Source organism: Shewanella sp. (genome assembly GCF_048265805.1).
In the GTDB taxonomy this organism is placed as follows: domain Bacteria; phylum Pseudomonadota; class Gammaproteobacteria; order Enterobacterales; family Shewanellaceae; genus Shewanella.
Map to the genome: position 1 here is coordinate 40,913 of NZ_JBLXAT010000011.1, position 18,152 is coordinate 59,064.

The following is an 18,152-nucleotide window of genomic DNA, read 5'->3' on the forward strand; positions in this document are numbered from 1 at the left end:
CATGGCAGAACAACCCAACCGTTTAGGCATCTCTGGCACCATTGCCGCCAAATTTCAAAATAGTGCGATTACACCACTGCTGGCCATACTCGGGCTATTGCTCGGGCTATTCGCCATTCTCGTGACACCAAAAGAGGAAGAGCCGCAAATTGATGTGACGTTTGCCGATGTTTATATCCCCTTCCCCGGAGCCAACCCCGCTGAGGTCGAACAGCTGGTCACGCTGCCTGCCGAAGAAGTGATCTCGCAAATCAAAGGCATCGATACCTTGTATTCGTTTTCGCAGCCGGATGGCGCCATGATCATTGTCATCTTTGAGGTCGGCGTCCCACGCAACGAAGCGATTGTAAAACTGTACAATCAGATCTATTCCAATCTTGACAAACTGCCCAGCACCGCAGGTGTCGGTCAGCCGTTGATCAAGCCAATGGGTATTGATGATGTGCCAATTGTGAGCCTGACGCTATGGTCGGCAGACCGCGCGATTTCGGCACAACAACTGACCCACATCGCCAACGGGCTGGAAACTGAGCTAAAACGTATTGATGGCACTCGTGAAGTCACCACGGTGGCGCCCCACGAGCTAGTGCTTAATGTCCGTATCGACCCACAACGGATGAACCATTATGGTGTCAGCTACGATAGTATTCGCCATGCTCTCACTGCCAATAATGCCGTATCAATGCCCGCATCATTAGTACAGAACAACCAAGAGATTAAGGTGCAAGCAGGTCAATTTTTGCAGTCAGTCGATGACGTAAAAAATCTGGTGGTGGCTGTCAACAAGGATGCTAATGGCCAACCAGCGCCGGTGTTCCTTGATGATATTGCCGACATTACTCTCAAAGCCGATGTCCCGGTTGCCAGTGCATGGCACTATCAAACTGATAAAGAGCAAGCCGACCAAGCGGCTGGCGTTTATCCCGCAGTCACCATCTCCATTGCGAAAAAGCCCGGTGAAAACGCCGTTGATGTGGCCGACGCGGTGTTGGCTAAAGTCGCGCAGGTCCGCAATGTGTTACTGCCTGACAAAGTCAATATCACGGTCTCTCGCAACTATGGCGTAACCGCCGCCGACAAATCCAACACCCTCATATTTAAACTTATCTTCGCTACCAGTGCAGTCGTCATCTTAGTGTTGCTAACCATGGGGCGACGTGAAGCCATCGTGGTCGGTGTTGCTATCGGTATCACCTTGGCAATAACGCTGTTCGCCTCGTGGGCTTACGGCTTTACGTTAAACCGTGTCAGCTTGTTTGCGCTGATCTTCTCCATCGGCATTTTGGTGGACGATGCCATCGTGGTGGTAGAAAACATTCACCGCCATATGGCGCTTGGCAAGCGTTCCTTAAGTGAACTGATCCCAATAGCAGTGGATGAAGTGGGCGGCCCGACGATTCTTGCTACCTTTACCGTGATTGCCGCACTGTTGCCGATGGCATTTGTCAGTGGCTTGATGGGGCCCTATATGAGCCCGATCCCGATTAATGCCAGCATGGGCATGGTCATTTCGCTAGCCGTGGCGTTTATGGTAACGCCGTGGCTAAGCCGCAAGTTACTCAAACCGCATCAGCCCAGCGGCGACCACGCTAGAGAATCGACTGAGTCAGCATCACCGATGATGCTTAAGCTGTTTAATCGCTTGATAAAGCCGTTCTTGGAAAGTCGTAAAGCACGTCTCGGACTGTCCGCTGTCGTGGCATTGCTTATTGCTATGGCTGTGGCACTGCCTGTCGGGCAGTTGGTGGTGATGAAGATGCTGCCATTTGACAACAAATCTGAGTTTCAAGTGATTGTTGATATGCCAGAGGGCACGCCAGTAGAACAAACAGAAAAGGTGCTAAAACAACTATCCAACTATCTCGCCAGTGTGTCAGAAGTACGCAATATGCAGCTTTATGCTGGCACTCATGCACCGATTAACTTCAACGGCTTAGTACGCCATTACTTTGTACGCAACAGCCAAGAAGCAGGCGATATTCAAGTTAACTTGGTTGATAAACATCATCGAGATCGAGATAGCCATGCCATTGCGTTGGCAGTACGTGGCCCATTACAGCAAATCGCCGCCCAATACCAAGCCAATGTCAAAGTGGTAGAAGTTCCCCCCGGTCCACCAGTGTGGTCCCCCATTGTGGCGGAGGTCTATGGCCCAAGCGAGTCAATCCGTGAACAAGCCGCTAATGATTTGATGCAGTTATTTCAACAGACGCAAGATGTTGTCGATATTGATATCTACCTGCCTGCTGCGCAACAAAAATGGCAGGTGTATATCGACCGCAGTAAAGCGAGCTTACTGGGCGTGCCTTACGCCAACATTGTGGATTTGATTGCCACATCAATCGGCGGCAATGACGTCAATGTGCTGCACAAATCGCTGCAGAAAAATCCCGTTCCTATTCGTTTAGCGCTGAACGACGCAGATAAATTGGATCTAACGCAACTCATGACCATGAAACTCGACAGTCAGTTTGGCGGTACCGTGCCCTTGTCGGAGTTGGTCACTGTGCAACAGGGCGTAATAGACAAGCCGATTATCCACAAAAACATGATCCCAATGATTATGGTGGTGGCAGACATGGCGGGGCCGCTTGATAGCCCACTTTACGGCATGTTTGAGATGGCAGCGGATATTGATGCCCCCAACGGTCTTGGTTTTGACCAACATTATATTGCACAGCCGGACGGGCTGGATGCGGTCAGTGTGTTGTGGGACGGCGAGTGGAAAATTACCTATGAAACCTTCCGCGATATGGGCATTGCCTATGCGTTGGGCATGATTGCCATCTACCTGTTGGTCGTAGCGCATTTTCGCTCTTATCTGGTACCACTGATCATCATGGCGCCCATTCCATTGACCATTATTGGCGTACTACCCGGCCATGCACTGCTGGGAGCACAGTTCACCGCCACTTCGATGATCGGCATGATCGCCCTTGCCGGCATCATAGTGCGCAACTCTATACTGCTGGTGGACTTTATCAATCAGGAAACAGCCGCCGGTTTGCCATTTGAGCAAGCGGTGATCCATTCAGGTGCGGTGCGCGCGAAACCCATCATGCTCACCGCACTGGCAGCAATGATTGGCGCACTGTTCATTCTGGACGACCCGATTTTCAACGGGCTCGCCATCGCACTGATCTTTGGTATTTTCATCTCCACCCTGCTCACCCTCGTGGTGATACCCGTGCTGTACTACGCATTTATGCATAACCGTATGACAACTTAACGCCCAACGACAGGAGCCTAATGCTATGTCTAAACCTTTATCTGTAGAACGAGCCACCATGGCATTTGCGGGATTTATGGTGCTGCTGTCTGTGCTGCTGACAGCGACTGTACATCATAATTTTTTCTGGTTAACAGTACTTGTCGGCGCCAATTTGCTGCAAAGCGCCTTCACCGGTTTCTGCCCAGCTAGCATGTTGTTACACAAGCTTGGCGTGAAAACGGAAGCCGAGCAGACCTTGGCTCAAAAATGAGTCGCATGGCCTCAACGCTAGCCCCATGGCTGCTATGCTTGGCGGTATTGGTTGGACTCGCGGCGAGTGCGAACGCCAAAGGTGAGATCAGCCCTGATGTTGCAGCAAAGCTTAGCTCTCAAGGTGCGTTATTGATTGATGTTCGCACGCCGCAGGAATTTAATGCGGGTCATTTAGCTACGGCGCAAAATATCGAGTACCAAGCGATAGCTACGCTGCTGCCCAAGCAGCTTACCGATAAAACGCAACCTATTGTACTTTACTGCCGTAGCGGCCGTCGGGCGGAAATCGCCAAGCAGGCGCTACAGCAGTTGGGTTACAGTGACGTAGTTAATGCTGGTGGCTATGCTGAATTGAAAGAGGCGTTTGCCGCAGCAACTAAATAACCCTCTGCTGCTCGGCGGTTTGTGTTACTATGCCGCCGTCATTTTTTAGGAGTGTTTATGTCAGCTAACTCATCTCGTTCAAACGATCCCCTACACGGCATGACGTTGGAAGCGATTCTGTGTCATCTGGAGCAACAATATGGCTTCGACGGCCTAGCTGACAAAATTAAAGTAAACTGTTTTACGAATGACCCCAACATCAAGTCTTGCCTGAAATTCTTCCGCAAAACCCCTTGGGCACGCGAAAAGCTCGAGCGTTTGTACATCAAGTCGATTGGTGAAAAAATGCCAGCACATCTCAAAACGGTTGCGAGTCGTAAAACGCCACCGGTCATGCCTAAAGCCAATAAGGCGAATGCTACGGGTAATGGCGATAACAGCGCGATCTGGGGCTCTCCTAAAAAATAGCAGACTCAAGGGTTAAGTTATTGGCGGAACCGCCGATAATGGAGAATGTGATGCGCATCTTAGGCCCTGATATATGGATATCAAACGGCTCAATATTTCCTTAGAAAATCCCTATCGTTCCAGCAGTATTAGTACCAACGTCTCAGTATCGGAGCAACCACTGTCGCCCAGTGCAGCGGTGCAAGATGATCAAATCAGCATCTCCAAAGAAGGACGTGAGCAGTTAACCAATAGCAATGGTAAAACCTTGCACGACTTGCTCAGTGCGAATACCAACAAAGTAGATTCCGCCGATGAAGACGATAGTAAAGACCCTATCGCTCAATTAGAAAAACGCATCGAACAGATGCAGGAACGCTTGGAGGAGATCCGTCAAGAGCTACTGCAGTTGACGTCAGATAAATCTAAAGCGGCGGAAAACCAACGGGCGCAATTACAGAGTGAGCAGCAGCTACTGTCGATGCAATTGACGCTGGCTACAACGCAAAAAGCGAAACTGGAAAAGATGCAAGCCTAACCTCGGTCACGAAGGTTAGACGCTAGCGCCAAAGGGAAGAAAGGGTGGGCGCGCTAGCGCCTAACGCAAATTCGTTACTCAGCTGCTTCAACGATAAAGGTTACGTTGCGCGGCAAAGCATCCACCAACGGCAAATGCTCTTTTGCAATATTAGCGATCGGCATAATATCATCATAAGAGGCTGATTGCTCCTCTCCGGCAAACAATACTGCAAACCAGCCACCGGCTAAGCTAATATCGCCGTATTTCCAGTCATATTGCTTCTCTTTCGGGTCAAACTTCCCTTCAGTAGCGGTGCAACAGTAATCAAACTGTAGAACGGTAGCCCGATGTTTTGAACGGTAAAAGCGTTTTAAAATCTGGTGCGGCTACGGTGTCATTCAGGGTGGCAGGAATCTCCACATCATCCGCTTTTAACACAATTACCACGGCCACAATTACGACCCCATTGAGCCAATGAGTTTATGAATGCCAATGTAAAGAGCCCCCTCAAGTGTTAGCAAATCGAATTGTCCGTAATATTTGCCCGATTTTTCAAATAGCATGGCAGAGCCCTGGTGGTACTCTGCCCTTCACTTATTTGGCTGAGCGCAACAATGGGCGCTCAGCCAAGCTAGCCGTCTAGAAACTCCAACGTACCGACGCGGTGTAGTTCATTGGCGTACCATAGAATGCTTGACCGTAGTTCAGACTGTTGTAGTAGGTTTTATCAGTAATGTTATCAATATTCAGATTAACGCTGATATTGTCTGCCACTTGATAACGAGCAAAGGCTCCCACCAACAGATAACTTCCTTGGTTAAGGCGGGCGGCACCATAATCACGATAAACTGACGACTGCCAACGCGCGTTAGTTCCCATACTCAGCTCAGGTAGCCATTCTGGTGTGTATTGCAGCATCACCTTGACGGATTTTTCTGGCAGATACGTCCGAGTATCTTCGCCCTGCTCGTCTTCAATACTTTGCTGGGTATAGCTAGCCAGCAGCTTAAGTTCTGTCGTTAGTTGACCATTCACTTCCACTTCAAAACCTTGTGACTCAAAATCGGCACCGCGATAGTAGGTTTGACCCTGTTCATTGCGGCCCATGCTTTCGGCAAGGTTTTTGTAGTCGTTATCAAATACTGCGGCAGTGACATTTAACGCACCGTCAAAGAACTCACCTTTAATACCGCCTTCCAAAGTTTGTCCCTTAGTGGGAGTTAAACGCTCGTGATTGGCGTCAAACTCTGTCTGAGCGCGGAAAGTTTTGGCAATACTGGTGTACAACGACAGATTGGCACTCAGGTCATACACCAAACCACCGTAGGGAATAAAGCGGCTTTCATCACTACTTTCGTTTGCACCATAACTTTCGCCACGACTCTTATAATCGATATAGCGCCCGCCAACAATCGCGGTCAACTTGTCGGTCAGATGGAGGCGGTTGGCTATATACACGGAGCTTTGAGTATCGGTCAGATCTGAGCCGCTGGGGTTAGCATCAAATACTGGCACTGGCGCATTGCCATCCCACTGGGTAAAGTCAGGAATTTGCGGGAAACCGCGGTCTTGGTCAGCATCATATAACGACAGATCTTCCAGTTCGTGACGAATCCATCCAGCGCCCATTACTAACTCATGCGAGCGGCCAAACAGGTCATAACTGCCTTTTAATGACAAGTCTACTTGATGGGAATCACCATCTGCCGTGTATTGGCTAGCGTAGCCGTATAGACCGGCATTGGTTTCAGGCTGAATGGTTCCAGTCACGTAAAACAACTTGCCAGACTGATTTTGGTGACGATAGCTGTATTGCGCTACACCTTCCCAGCCGTTGAGGAAGTCATGCTTCAACTCAGCAAAGGCTTCGGTGTTGGCAATGTTCCAGTAAGCCCAGTTTGAAGATGTCGAGGTTGAGCGCGGAAAATCTGTTGGCGTGCCATCGGCATACATAGTGGTCAAAGCGCCCCACAATGGCGAGTTAGGTTTGTTTTCCTGATGCTGCGCGCCCACGGTGAGCAGGGTAGCATTGGACAAGTCAGTTTCGACGACCCCATACACGGATGACAGCTTTTTCTCATACCAATCGATATAAGAATTACCATCGGTATAACTCCCCACGAAACGGCCACGTACCTTGTCAGTCATGCTGCCTGACACATCAGCTTCTAAGCGGTAATTGTCCCAACGTCCAGCGCTTAGGCTCACATAGCCACGAGTTTCTGCGGTTGGGCGCTTGCGTACCAAATTGACGGTGGCAGATGGGTTACCTACGCCAGCGGTCAAACCGTTAGCACCGCGCACCACTTCTACGCGCTCATACAAGCTCATGTCTGTTGGGCCATACAACACATCAGTATAGAACGGCGCACCGATACCATCGATTTGGATATTGCTGATTTCAAAGCCACGCGCCGTTAACACCGAGCGATCGGTTTCCGCTTGCTCAACGGTAACACCTGGCGTGAATTCCATAACGCGGTTCATGGTATCGAGCTTGAAACGCTCAATGTAGCTATTGTCGATAACCGTTACCGACTGAGGCGTTTCGCGTATTGATAGATCGAGGCCAGTAGCTGAACTACTGTTTTTCTGCAATGAACCTACAACAGAGATACGTTCAATATTGTCAGTGTCGGGCTGCTCAGCGGCATAACCTACTCCATGGTACAAATTGGCAACGACTACCGCCGATACCGCACTTCGAAACCACTGCATATCATCTCCAGTCTTCTAAAATAATTTGTCATGTTTTCATATCGAGGCCGGAATGATAACGATTATCATTATTCAATCAAGGGCTACAAATGTAAATTTACCGAAGATTAAGACGTTTATATGGCACTTTAGCGGACAGATGGCGGTCAATATCTGGTTATAGGCAGAATAGGCGCTATTTTGCACTGAATTAAATAACGCTTGGTATTTTCCCTAATACTGAATTACTGCTCAGCAATCACACTGATATCACTAAGCTTCGCAATGTGAATGTGGGTTTGGTAATAGTACTTTCCGGTTGGAACGTGATCGCGATTGAAATCGATTCTGACGCGCATTGCATCACCACGAACATGCACCGCATGGTTAACAAAGTGATGCTGCAACGCGTTGAAATCAGCAATCCCCATTTGTGGTAACACCTGTTTCGGCAACGCGATGGTGACGTTACGTTGGTCGCGATAGTCCAGCTCAGTGTTCAGAAAAACCATGGCCCCTTGCTCTCCTACCGCTTTAATCAACAGGGTGTAGTCTCCAGCAACCACTTGAGGAGCTTGCGTCGCAGCCGAGCCAATAATATCCATTGTGTTACTGTATTGGATGGCCGAAGTAGATGAGCTACTAGCGCAACCGCCAAGCCCGATTAACGCTGCAGCAAGCAGTAAATATTTCATCATAGTGTCAGTAGGTTGTGTCATTTTTGAAGCGCCCAAGTTAATACCTAAAATACATCAACACAATGAAAAATATGTCGAATTTTATCGTTAGCAGCCTTAAAAAATGTATCCACCGCCCATAGGAGCAGATGATATACATGCCTGCATGATGGCACCGCGCATCAAGGCCACGTATCCGATCACGATAATGCTACCTTTCATACCGCAAAAAAGGCCGCTTATGCGGCCTTCTATCATGCAATAACAATGGGCGAACCGATCATCTGTTTATCAATCTTGATGCTCTTCAAAAAAAGAGTCAGGGATTAAATGCCCAAGTTCATGTGACTTAGTTTTCAGGTAAAACTCGTTGTATGGGTTTTTGCCCACTTGTAATGGAACACGCTCAACCACTTCGACACCGATTTGCTGCATCGCTTTGACTTTACGCGGATTATTAGTCATCAAGCGGACTTTATGTACGCCGATTTTCTCCAACATTGGCGCAATCATATCGTACTTGCGCATGTCCGCAGGAAAACCCAGCTGCTCATTGGCTTCAACGGTATTCGCCCCTTGGTCTTGTAATGCATAGGCACGCACTTTGTTGAGCAAGCCAATACCGCGGCCTTCTTGACGTAGATATAAAATAAAGCCACGCCCTTCTTTAGCAATGTTTTGCATCGCCGTTTGCAGTTGGAAGCCACAATCACAGCGTAGGCTAAACAGGGCATCACCAGTCAAACACTCGGAATGAATACGCCCCAGCATCGGCTCGTCTGGCTGCAACTCACCAAACGTTAAGGCAACATGCTCCTTACCCGACTCTGTATCTTCAAAACCATGCATGGAAAAAACGCCCCAAGGCGTAGGCAATTTAGCTGTAGCTACGTATTTAATCGACATGAACTAACCTTAACGACATCGTTTTGTCCGTATCTAACCAACTTACCGACAAAAGATTAAAAGCTATTTAACTTCATACTTGAGTATGGCGCGAAATTCAGCCTACTCCAGTATTCATGCCCCATAGCCATGCACGGCTAGTGAGACCTCATTTGATAGGCTGTGGAGTATAGCAATATCCCGCGCGGGATGAATCTGCTTTTTACCGCAAAATTTCGATTATTTTGAACGATTAAAGCCATAAGAAGGCCACTTACTGCATAAATTACCAGCGCTTTAGGCAATTTTCTGATGCAGGTAATGGATCACTTGATTAGATGAACCACGGAATGTCAGCATCGGGTCGGCTAAGTCTTGTTCAAATTTACCATCTACCAGCACATCAATCAGCGGCAGCAATGTTTGTTGCTCATCACTCAGCTCATCTAAGCGATAGCCTGTCCACAGCCAAACATCTTTGTCTGGCGCTTCAGCTTTAATGCGCTGCAATAAGCATTTGATAGCCGCTAGGTTGCCGGGAAACAGCGGGTCGCCCCCCGATAAAGACAAGCCGCGGCGCCGAATACGCGTGTCATTGAGATCTTTGATGATTTGGTCTTCCATCTGCTGATCAAACAGATGACCAGAGCGAGGGTCCCAAGTGGATTGATTGTAACAGCCGCGACATTGATGGCTGCAACCAGCGACGAATAAGGTGGCACGCGTGCCTGGGCCATTAACCACATCAATCGGATAGTATTGGTGATAGTTCATACCTGCCTCCAGAACAAGGGGCACGCGCGGTGCCCCTATGAATGTTCGTTAAACTACAGGTGTTTAACGCGACGTTTAACTTCTTCTTGCTTACCTTCGTTGAACGGACGAGCATCCGGACTGCCGAGGTAACCGCATACACGCCGAATCACCGACACGCGACTTGGCTCATGGTTGCCACATTTAGGGCACACAAAACCTTTTGAGGTGCATTTAAACTCGCCAGTAAAACCGCAGTCATAACATTCATCAATCGGTGTGTTAGTGCCGTAATACGGTACATGTTTGAAGCTGTAGTCCCACACATCTTCCAGCGCTTCAATGTTTTTCTGCATGTTCGGATATTCGCCATAACAGATAAACCCGCCGTTAGAGAGATCTGGGTAAGGCTGTTCAAAGTCGATTTTGTCGTATGGGTTAACGCTCTTTTCCACATCCAGATGGAAGCTATTGGTGTAGTAGCCTTTATCAGTTACATCTTCCACCATGCCAAACTGCTTCACATCCAGTTTGGCAAAACGGCTACACAAGTTTTCACTTGGCGTGGCATACAAGCTAAAGCCATAACCAGTTTCTTGCTTCCACGCCTCGGTTGCCGCTTTCAAACGGCCAACAATGGCCACGGCTTTTTCGCGCAGTTGTTCACTATCAAACACATGCGTTTTATTGCCGTATAGTGCGTAGATCGTTTCGTGCAGCCCGATATAACCGAGAGAAATTGATGCACGGCCATTTTTGAAGATTTTGGCAATACTCTCATCCGCTTTCAAACGTACGCCACACGCACCTTCCATATACAAAATAGGGGCAACACGCGCTTTAACGTTTTCAAGGCGAGCAATACGGGTATCTAGGGCTTTCCGGGCCATGGCTAAGCGTTCATCCAAAATACGGAAGAACGCTTGTTCATCACCTTTGGCTTCCAAGCCGATACGTGGCAGGTTAAGACTGACCACCCCTAAGTTGTTGCGGCCTTCATGAATTTGCTCACCGTTTTCTTCATACACGCCGAGGAAACTGCGGCAACCCATCGGTGTTTTGAACGACCCCGTGACGCGTACCACTTGCTCATAGTTGAGGATATCTGGGTACATACGGATGGTGGAGCATTTCAGTGCCAACTGTTTGATATCGTAGTTTCTATCGCCAGCTTTGTGGTTCACACCATCTTTGATAGCAAAGACCAGTTTAGGGAATACTGCGGTTTTGGCGTTTTTACCTAAACCTTCCATGCGGATTTGCAGAATCGATTGTTGGATTAAACGAGACTGCCAGCTGGTACCCAAACCAAAACCAAAGGTCACAAATGGTGTTTGCCCATTAGCGGTGTGTAACGTGTTAACTTCATATTCCAGCGATTGAAATGCATCGTGACACTCTTTTTCGGTACGCTCTTTGGCATAACCGTCAGCGTTCTCAATGCCCCATTGCTGCGCAACGGCTAAGTGTTTCTCATAACTTTTAGCGACAAACGGCGCCAACACTTCATCAATACGGTTGATGGTGGTACCGCCGTAGATATGGCTCGCCACTTGGGCAATAATCTGCGCAGTCACGGCGGTGGCAGTGGAGATCGACTTTGGCGTATCAATTTCAGCATTGCCCATTTTAAAGCCATGGGTCAACATGCCGCCCAAATCAATCAACATACAGTTGAACATAGGGAAAAACGGCGCATAGTCCAAATCGTGATAGTGGATCTCGCCCGCTTCGTGGGCTGCCACGACATCTTTAGGTAAAATATGGTGCTTGGCATAGTGCTTAGCGACGATACCCGCCAGTAAGTCGCGCTGAGTCGGGATCACTTTAGAATCTTTATTGGCATTTTCATTCAGCAGTGCCGCGTTGCTTTGCTCTACGAGACCACGAATTTCCATGCTTAATTTACTGGTGCTTTCACGGCGAATGTCACGATCGTGACGATATTCAATATAGGCACGGGCAACCTGTTTATACGGACCATCCATCAATAGATTTTCAACATGGTCCTGTAGCTCCTGAATACCAACTTCCGCTTTGTCATTTACTGCTTGGCTGACAACCGCTGCAACCGTGGCAGCATAGTCGGGATCGGCAACACCACAGTGCGTCGAGGCTGCCAGTACTGCATCCTTGAGTCTTGTTTCATCAAACGGTGTACGGCAGCCGTCCCTTTTGATTACTACTGGCATAATATTTCCTCTCCTTATTATCGTTATGAATTACCATATATAGTGAATATTTTTTAATCAGACACTATATGTTGGGTCTTATTTAGCTACAAACCACTAGAGGATACCTTGATCAAGATCAAGCTAATGCAGAAGTTCACTAACTGACAGAATTGTTGTGCGGCGGTATCAGAAACGCAGTTTTTGCGCTTGACGAGAAAAACACTGAAGGGTATCAAGCAGTAGCAACATGCTGCATGTTGCTACTGACATGGGCAGAGATTATTCGTCACCTAATGTGGCTTCAATAAGATGTTTGACGCGTTGCACCGCCTGGTAACCAGCTTCAATCGCTTCTTCAGCTCGATGAAACTCCATCATGCCGATATCTGCCACCTTAGGCACTATGCAGATATCTGGTGGATCACCCACTAAACGCGCTCGCTTGTGGCGTTGCTCCAAAATATCCATCGATTGCGACATCACCCCTAACATGCCGGGCTGCTGGCGATTAACCGATGAGAACTTCTGTGTCAGGCCAGCGATGTAATCTTTACCCTTGGCAAAGAAATCCATAAACATCGACTCTGATTGCTGATGCTGTTGCTCTTCCAATAGGGTCTCTGGTGTCGAGCTTTCACTTTTAATACTGACCGGCAACACTTGCAGTTTCTCACGGCGATAGCCATTGAGATCCACCGCAATCACGATATCGACGCCCATCGCCCGTGCGACAGATACCGGAATCGGATTCACCACGGCACCGTCCACCAGCCAGCGCTTACCTTGGCGCACTGGCGACATAATGCCAGGAATCGAGCACGAAGCGCGCACCGCATTACGAACGTTGCCGCTGCGGAACCATACCTCTTGGCCAGAATTTAAATCGGCGGACACCGCAATAAACGGCTTTTTCAGCTCCTCGATTTTCCATTCCCCTAAATGCATCTCCATGGCGTCAAAAACTTTATCACCGCTGATCAGCCCGCCACGTCGCCAACTGATATCCATCAGCGACAGTACTTGCCAACTGGTGAAGCCTGTGACCCATTGTTCTAACTCATCCAAGCAGTCATTGGCATACGCCGCGCCCACCAAGGCCCCAATAGAGCAACCAGCGATTTTTTGCGGATGAATGCCCATCTCGCCTAAAGCTTTTAATACACCAATATGAGCCCATCCTTTGGCGGCCCCACTACCAAGCGCAATACCAATGCTAGGCATGTTCGATTTCTTCATTTGCGGCAATTCCTGAGTAACGCGGTAAAATTAACCGGCAGCGCCATTCTATATGACGAAGCCACGTTAGCTCAACGCGTTGAAATTAAGTACGCTTTTGTCACACCAACCCAATCTGACAAAAGTTAGCGTTAACGGCGGGAATCGCTGCCCAAACGCAGAAAAAACGCCTATAATATGCGGCCGCTGAAATAGAGGAGCCAACTTTTGCAATTTTCAGATTTTTCTCTCGACCGCCGCCTGCTGCAATCTTTAGCACACCAAGGCATAGATACACCGACTCCGATTCAGGAAGTAGCCATTCCTGTCGCGCTGGCGGGAAAGGATCTGATGGCATCTTCACAAACCGGTTCAGGCAAAACATTAGCGTTTTTACTGCCGGCGTTGCAGCGAATCATTTCAACCAAAGCACTCAGCAAACAAGACCCACGGGTGCTGATTTTGTTGCCTACCCGCGAGTTAGCTAACCAAGTTTATGCCGAGCTACGCTCATTGGTAGCAAACACCCAATACTCAGCAGTAAGTATTCTTGGCGGTGAGAACTTTAACGACCAAGCCAAAGCACTGGCGCGTAATCCGCATTTTATTGTGGCTACCCCGGGACGTTTGGCCGACCACCTGTCGCAGCGTCACCTGTTCCTCAACGGCTTGGAATTGCTGATCCTCGATGAAGCTGATCGTATGCTCGATCTCGGTTTCGCTGAGCAGTTACGTGCGATTAATGCCGCGGCGGATCACCGTCGTCGCCAAACACTGATGTTCTCGGCCACCCTCGCCCACGAGCAAGTGCAACTCTTAGCGGGCGAATTACTGAAAGAGCCGCGTCATGTGGCGATTGGTGCCAGCAACCAAGCTAACCCAGATATTCAGCAACGTTTATACTTAGCCGACCATCTAACGCACAAAGAAGCATTGCTAGAAGCGCTACTGAAACAATCTGTGTTCCAGCAAGCCATTGTATTTACCGCCACCCGTGAAGACAGCGAGCGTTTGGCAACCTTAGTCAATCAATGGGGGCACTCAGCGATTGGCCTGAGTGGTGAATTAGCGCAAAGCAAACGTAACCAGATAATGGATGAGTTTGCCCGCGGTTACAGCAAAGTGTTAGTAACCACCGATGTGGCATCACGAGGGTTGGACTTAACCAACGTATCTTTGGTGATCAACTTTGATATGCCAAAGTTCGCAGAAGAATATATCCACCGTATTGGCCGTACTGGCCGAGCGGGTGCCAAAGGGGATGCTATCTCTTTGGTGGGGCCAAAAGATTGGCGCGCATTTGAGCGTATTGAGGCCTTCTTAGGACACGAGATTGAGCGTGCCACGCTTGAAGAATTAGCGGCGAAATTCACTGGCCTAGCACCAGAGCGCACAACAGCGACCAAGCGGCCAACCAACAAGGCCAAGACAGCGAAACGTCAAGCCAACAGAACAAAACAGCAGAAACCTGCCAGCCGCGATAAACGCTTTATGACAGCGGTAGATGTCGGTGATGCGCCAATGCGCCGCAAGCCTGCCAAACCTATCGATTTAGATAACGACGACGAATAACCGTTTTAAAAACAACGAATCACTGTTTTGCCCAACGACATTGAGCAAAACAACAAGGAAAGACCAATGAAAGTTTGTGGTGTAGAGATTAACAACAGTGAAGCGATCATCTGTCTCGTGCAGGAAGATGGCGAAATGTTTAACGTACCAGAGTGTCGTTCTCGCTCAGTCAGCTTGCGCAATGCAACCGATGATACAGCGATTCAAGAATTTCACTTCGCGTTCAAAAAGCTGATGCAAGATTATCGTGTCGATGAAATTGTGATCATCAGCCGCCCACTCAAAGGCAAATTTGCCGGTTCAGCCGCCAGCTTCAAAATGGAAGCAGCCATTCAACTGTGTAAACTGCCAGCGGCAACCATTCAACAAACGGAAGTCAAAGAGCAGCTGAAACGTAACCCACTGCAAGTTGATTTTGAATGTTTGGAACTGCGCCGCATTCAAAAACCCGCTTTTGAAGCGGCATACGGCTACCTCAGCGCCAAACGTTACGGCAAACAAGACTAATTGCCGTGGCGGTAGATTATCTCGGCCATTACAGCCCCGATATTCAAGCGCAAGTTGCCCAACTCCGCCAGCAAGGCAAGTTGGGCGCTTATCTGCTAAAACGTCATCCCGAAGTGCATCAAATTCGCAGTGATAAAGCGCTGTACGAATACACTATGGCACTAAAAAACCAATACCTGCGGCAATCCTCTCCCATCGCCAAAGTTTGCTTTGATGACAAGATTACCCTGAGCCACCATGCGCTTGGGCTGCATACTTACGCCGCCAGACGACAAGGCAATAAGCTCAAAAGCAAAAACGAAGTCCGCATTTCATCCAAGTTGAAGTTGGTACCAGAGGGCTTTTTACGCATGCTGGTGGTGCATGAGCTGGCGCACCTGCGTGAAAAAGAACACAACAAAGCATTTTACAAGTTGTGCCAGTACATGGAGCCTGATTACCACCAGCTGGAATTTGAACTGCGCATCTACCTCACGCTCGCTGACGCCGGTGAAGATCCATATCAGCCGTAAGTGACCTATCTGTGTAGATAAAGCAAAGGCACTCACATGAGTGCCTTTGCTGTTTAATAACGCCCAACGTTACCTTATTTATTCTCTTCGTCGTCGGCAATAATCTGATCAAAGCGCTGGTATCCATGCAGGGATTCGAAATCTTTTTCCTCTTTGGCGGCTTCCGATAATGACGAGCTAAAGTCGACCGCTAACTGCAGATCCGAAATCGCCTGCTCATCCGCGCCGAGCTTGGTGTAAGCACAAGCACGCTGATAAAGAGCGTTAGCATTTTGGTTATCGACTTCGAGCACGCGGTTACAGATGCTTAATGCCCAGTGGTACTCATCCATCTCCATCGCCGCATCAGCCATATAAGTCAACGCTTCCAAATCGCCTGGACGGATTTTGAGAATTTCGTTATAGATTTCGATTTTTTGCTCAGGCGTTTGCGCATGTTGCGCGCGGATCCACAAGTTATGGATTTCGTTAATACGCTCAATCTCTTTGTTGTTTTCACTGATGATGCGTGATTTACGTTTCAGTTCGCGCTCCATCTCTTGGAATTTCTTTTCATAGCGAGCGGCAATTTCATCCAACTTTTGGTTGGCCATCTTCTGGGTATTCACTCGAATATCCCGCAGCGACTGCCAGCCCACCAACGCAATCAACGATGCGGCAGCAGCAATCAGATAAAAGAAGTAAGTCACGGTAACATTGGCATAGTTCATCGACTTATCTGCCACCGCCAACTCGCGGTCAGTGATCTGCTGCGTCACTCGCATTTCGAGCGACTGCTGATCTTGCCGAATGGATTTCAGTTCATCCAGCACGTAGCGTTCCATCAAGGGTTTATCGTACATACTCTGTTGCGAATAGGGTTCAGGTTCGTCAGCGGCAATACTGGTAAAACTCAATACGCTGACAACCAGCAACAGCAGATATTTAAACATGGCGGCCTCGATGGATAATAATGTCGGCTAACAGCCTAGCAAGGCCAGCCGTTGCGAGCAAACCGTGAGCGTTTTTTCGCTGGAATTATCCCCGTAAAAGCAAAAATCCCCGCCAAAGCGAGGATTTTCAATCAACCATGATTCACATTAGCCTAAGTTCATCATGTGACGGCGCTGCTCAACCAATGATTTAAACGCCAATAATTGCTGTTTATCAAGGTGACTCGCCATCGGTATTTTTGCTGTGAGCGGGTTAACCGGACGACCGTTGATGTGGAATTCATAGTGCAGATGCGGCCCAGTGACACGGCCGGTGTTGCCCGACAGCGCAATGACTTGACCACGACTCACCCGCTGACCTTTGTGCACCAGCACTTTGGATAAGTGCAAGTAGCGTGTGGTGTATTTACTGTCGTGCTCCACCACCACATAACGCCCTGCGTAGGCATGGTTAGTCACCAGTTTCACTACGCCGTCACCCGTCGCTTCAACCTTAGTGCCAATCGGCGTAGCAAAGTCAGTACCGTTATGCGGTGCGTAACGCCCTGTCACTGGATGGTGGCGATTAGGGTTAAAACCTGAACTTACACGAAAACGTTTAGCGGTTGGGTAACGTTGAAAGGCGCGGACTAAGCTGCCACCGTTTTCATCATAGAAGTTACCATCAGCATCTTGGAAGGCAGTAATATCGTTACGGCCGCTATGAATGCTAATGCCCAGTAACTGGCTGTTACCGGTAGACTCACCTTCAACAAATTGATCTTTAAGCAGTACCGAGAAACTGTCACCAGCGCGCAAATCACGAGCAAAGTTAACTTTATCTTTTAACAGCATCTCAATACGTTGAATTTCTGCAGCACTTAAGCCGACTTTTTCTGCTGAGCGGTAAAAAGAACCGTTGATTTCACCGCTGATAATACGATCTTGCCAGTTACCCTCAACATTGATTTCGTTGACCGCAAATGAACCATCTTCGTAACGGGTAAACACCACCTGACGGGCAGCGTTAAAGTACAGTTCTAACTTGGTCAGTTGTTGTTGGTCGTCGGTCCAAAAGCTTATGCGGTCGCTCGGCATCAAGGTATCTAACGCCAGAATGTTTAAATCCGCTTCTAACACTTTGTACATGGTTTGTTGGTCAACACCCGCTGCAGAAAATAACGCGCTTAAGGTGTCACCGGATTCAATCCGATGGACAAAGCTCGGCGCAGTGGACACGGTAACAGGTGCATCGGGCGATTGTTGAGGAAGAAAACGACTAAAATCGAGTTCTAGCGGCACGCGGTCACCCACGCTGACCAGCCCATGCTGCTGGGATGATGGCCAAATAGCGGCGAGAACAAGCGCGAATCCGGTGGTAACAAGGGCCTTACGATGAAGAGATGGCAGCGCCTGCAAACGGGCGGTAATACTGCTGAATCCAAAATACTTCTCTGTCTGCAATCTGCGTCTC

The 18,152-nt window shown here is 48.7% G+C and carries 17 protein-coding genes; 8 read left to right on the forward strand and 9 right to left on the reverse strand.

The annotated features are described in order from the left end of the window. Position 1: 1 nt before the first annotated feature. The 5 genes from ACN0TT_RS09585 to ACN0TT_RS09605 all read left to right on the forward strand — a co-directional run bounded on the left by ACN0TT_RS09585 (position 2) and on the right by ACN0TT_RS09605 (position 4,793). Entirely contained in the window at positions 2–3,229 is a 3,228-nt protein-coding gene (locus tag ACN0TT_RS09585; RefSeq protein ID WP_417761928.1) for an efflux RND transporter permease subunit, read from the forward strand. Positions 3,230–3,254: 25 nt separating this feature from the next. Further along, on the forward strand, positions 3,255–3,482 hold the full coding sequence (locus ACN0TT_RS09590; RefSeq protein WP_417761929.1) for a DUF2892 domain-containing protein: 228 nt from the start codon (positions 3,255–3,257) through the stop codon (positions 3,480–3,482). Positions 3,483–3,487: 5 nt separating this feature from the next. Next, positions 3,488–3,868, forward strand: a complete 381-nt coding sequence (locus tag ACN0TT_RS09595) for a rhodanese-like domain-containing protein (protein ID WP_417761930.1) — start codon at positions 3,488–3,490, stop codon at positions 3,866–3,868. Between the two features lie 57 nt (positions 3,869–3,925). Beyond that, positions 3,926–4,276 (forward strand): VF530 family DNA-binding protein, encoded by a 351-nt coding sequence (locus ACN0TT_RS09600; protein WP_417761931.1) that lies wholly within the window; start codon positions 3,926–3,928, stop codon positions 4,274–4,276. 73 nt (positions 4,277–4,349) lie between these two features. Further along, complete coding sequence (locus tag ACN0TT_RS09605; RefSeq protein ID WP_417761932.1) at positions 4,350–4,793, forward strand: hypothetical protein; 444 nt, start codon at positions 4,350–4,352, stop codon at positions 4,791–4,793. 74 nt (positions 4,794–4,867) lie between these two features. Here ACN0TT_RS09605 and ACN0TT_RS09610 read toward each other — a convergent pair whose 3' ends face one another. From ACN0TT_RS09610 to rssA, 7 genes are all read right to left on the reverse strand, one after another. Further along, the gene (locus tag ACN0TT_RS09610; protein ID WP_417761933.1) at positions 4,868–4,999 is read right to left on the reverse strand and encodes a hypothetical protein; all 132 of its coding nucleotides are present in this window, start codon (positions 4,997–4,999) and stop codon (positions 4,868–4,870) included. 415 nt (positions 5,000–5,414) lie between these two features. Continuing rightward, positions 5,415–7,493, reverse strand: coding sequence for a TonB-dependent siderophore receptor (locus ACN0TT_RS09615; protein ID WP_417761934.1), 2,079 nt, complete (start codon positions 7,491–7,493; stop codon positions 5,415–5,417). A 224-nt stretch (positions 7,494–7,717) separates the two neighbouring features. Further along, a complete protein-coding gene (locus ACN0TT_RS09620) occupies positions 7,718–8,191 on the reverse strand; it encodes a hypothetical protein (RefSeq protein ID WP_417761935.1) in 474 nt (157 codons plus the stop codon). 249 nt (positions 8,192–8,440) lie between these two features. Continuing rightward, on the reverse strand, positions 8,441–9,055 hold the full coding sequence (ribA, locus tag ACN0TT_RS09625) for a GTP cyclohydrolase II (RefSeq protein ID WP_417761936.1): 615 nt from the start codon (positions 9,053–9,055) through the stop codon (positions 8,441–8,443). A gap of 276 nt (positions 9,056–9,331) precedes the next feature. Continuing rightward, on the reverse strand, positions 9,332–9,808 hold the full coding sequence (gene nrdG / locus ACN0TT_RS09630) for an anaerobic ribonucleoside-triphosphate reductase-activating protein (RefSeq protein WP_417761937.1): 477 nt from the start codon (positions 9,806–9,808) through the stop codon (positions 9,332–9,334). A 53-nt stretch (positions 9,809–9,861) separates the two neighbouring features. Beyond that, entirely contained in the window at positions 9,862–11,979 is a 2,118-nt protein-coding gene (gene nrdD, locus ACN0TT_RS09635) for an anaerobic ribonucleoside-triphosphate reductase (protein ID WP_417761938.1), read from the reverse strand. 261 nt (positions 11,980–12,240) lie between these two features. Further along, a complete protein-coding gene (gene rssA / locus ACN0TT_RS09640) occupies positions 12,241–13,197 on the reverse strand; it encodes a patatin-like phospholipase RssA (RefSeq protein ID WP_417761939.1) in 957 nt (318 codons plus the stop codon). A 207-nt stretch (positions 13,198–13,404) separates the two neighbouring features. Here rssA and ACN0TT_RS09645 point away from each other — a divergent pair, with 207 nt between their 5' ends. From ACN0TT_RS09645 to ACN0TT_RS09655, 3 genes are all read left to right on the forward strand, one after another. After that, positions 13,405–14,748, forward strand: coding sequence for a DEAD/DEAH box helicase (locus ACN0TT_RS09645; protein ID WP_417761940.1), 1,344 nt, complete (start codon positions 13,405–13,407; stop codon positions 14,746–14,748). A gap of 66 nt (positions 14,749–14,814) precedes the next feature. After that, positions 14,815–15,255 carry a DUF3010 family protein gene (locus tag ACN0TT_RS09650; protein ID WP_417761941.1) on the forward strand — a complete coding sequence of 147 codons (441 nt, stop codon included), beginning with the start codon at positions 14,815–14,817 and terminating at the stop codon, positions 15,253–15,255. A 5-nt stretch (positions 15,256–15,260) separates the two neighbouring features. Then, positions 15,261–15,767 carry a M48 family metallopeptidase gene (locus tag ACN0TT_RS09655; RefSeq protein ID WP_417761942.1) on the forward strand — a complete coding sequence of 169 codons (507 nt, stop codon included), beginning with the start codon at positions 15,261–15,263 and terminating at the stop codon, positions 15,765–15,767. A 74-nt stretch (positions 15,768–15,841) separates the two neighbouring features. On the opposite strand, the gene ACN0TT_RS09660 is transcribed toward ACN0TT_RS09655, so the two are convergent. Beyond that, complete coding sequence (locus ACN0TT_RS09660) at positions 15,842–16,699, reverse strand: tetratricopeptide repeat protein (protein ID WP_417761943.1); 858 nt, start codon at positions 16,697–16,699, stop codon at positions 15,842–15,844. A gap of 147 nt (positions 16,700–16,846) precedes the next feature. Further along, positions 16,847–18,142 (reverse strand): peptidoglycan DD-metalloendopeptidase family protein, encoded by a 1,296-nt coding sequence (locus ACN0TT_RS09665; RefSeq protein WP_417761944.1) that lies wholly within the window; start codon positions 18,140–18,142, stop codon positions 16,847–16,849. Positions 18,143–18,152 lie beyond the last annotated feature (10 nt).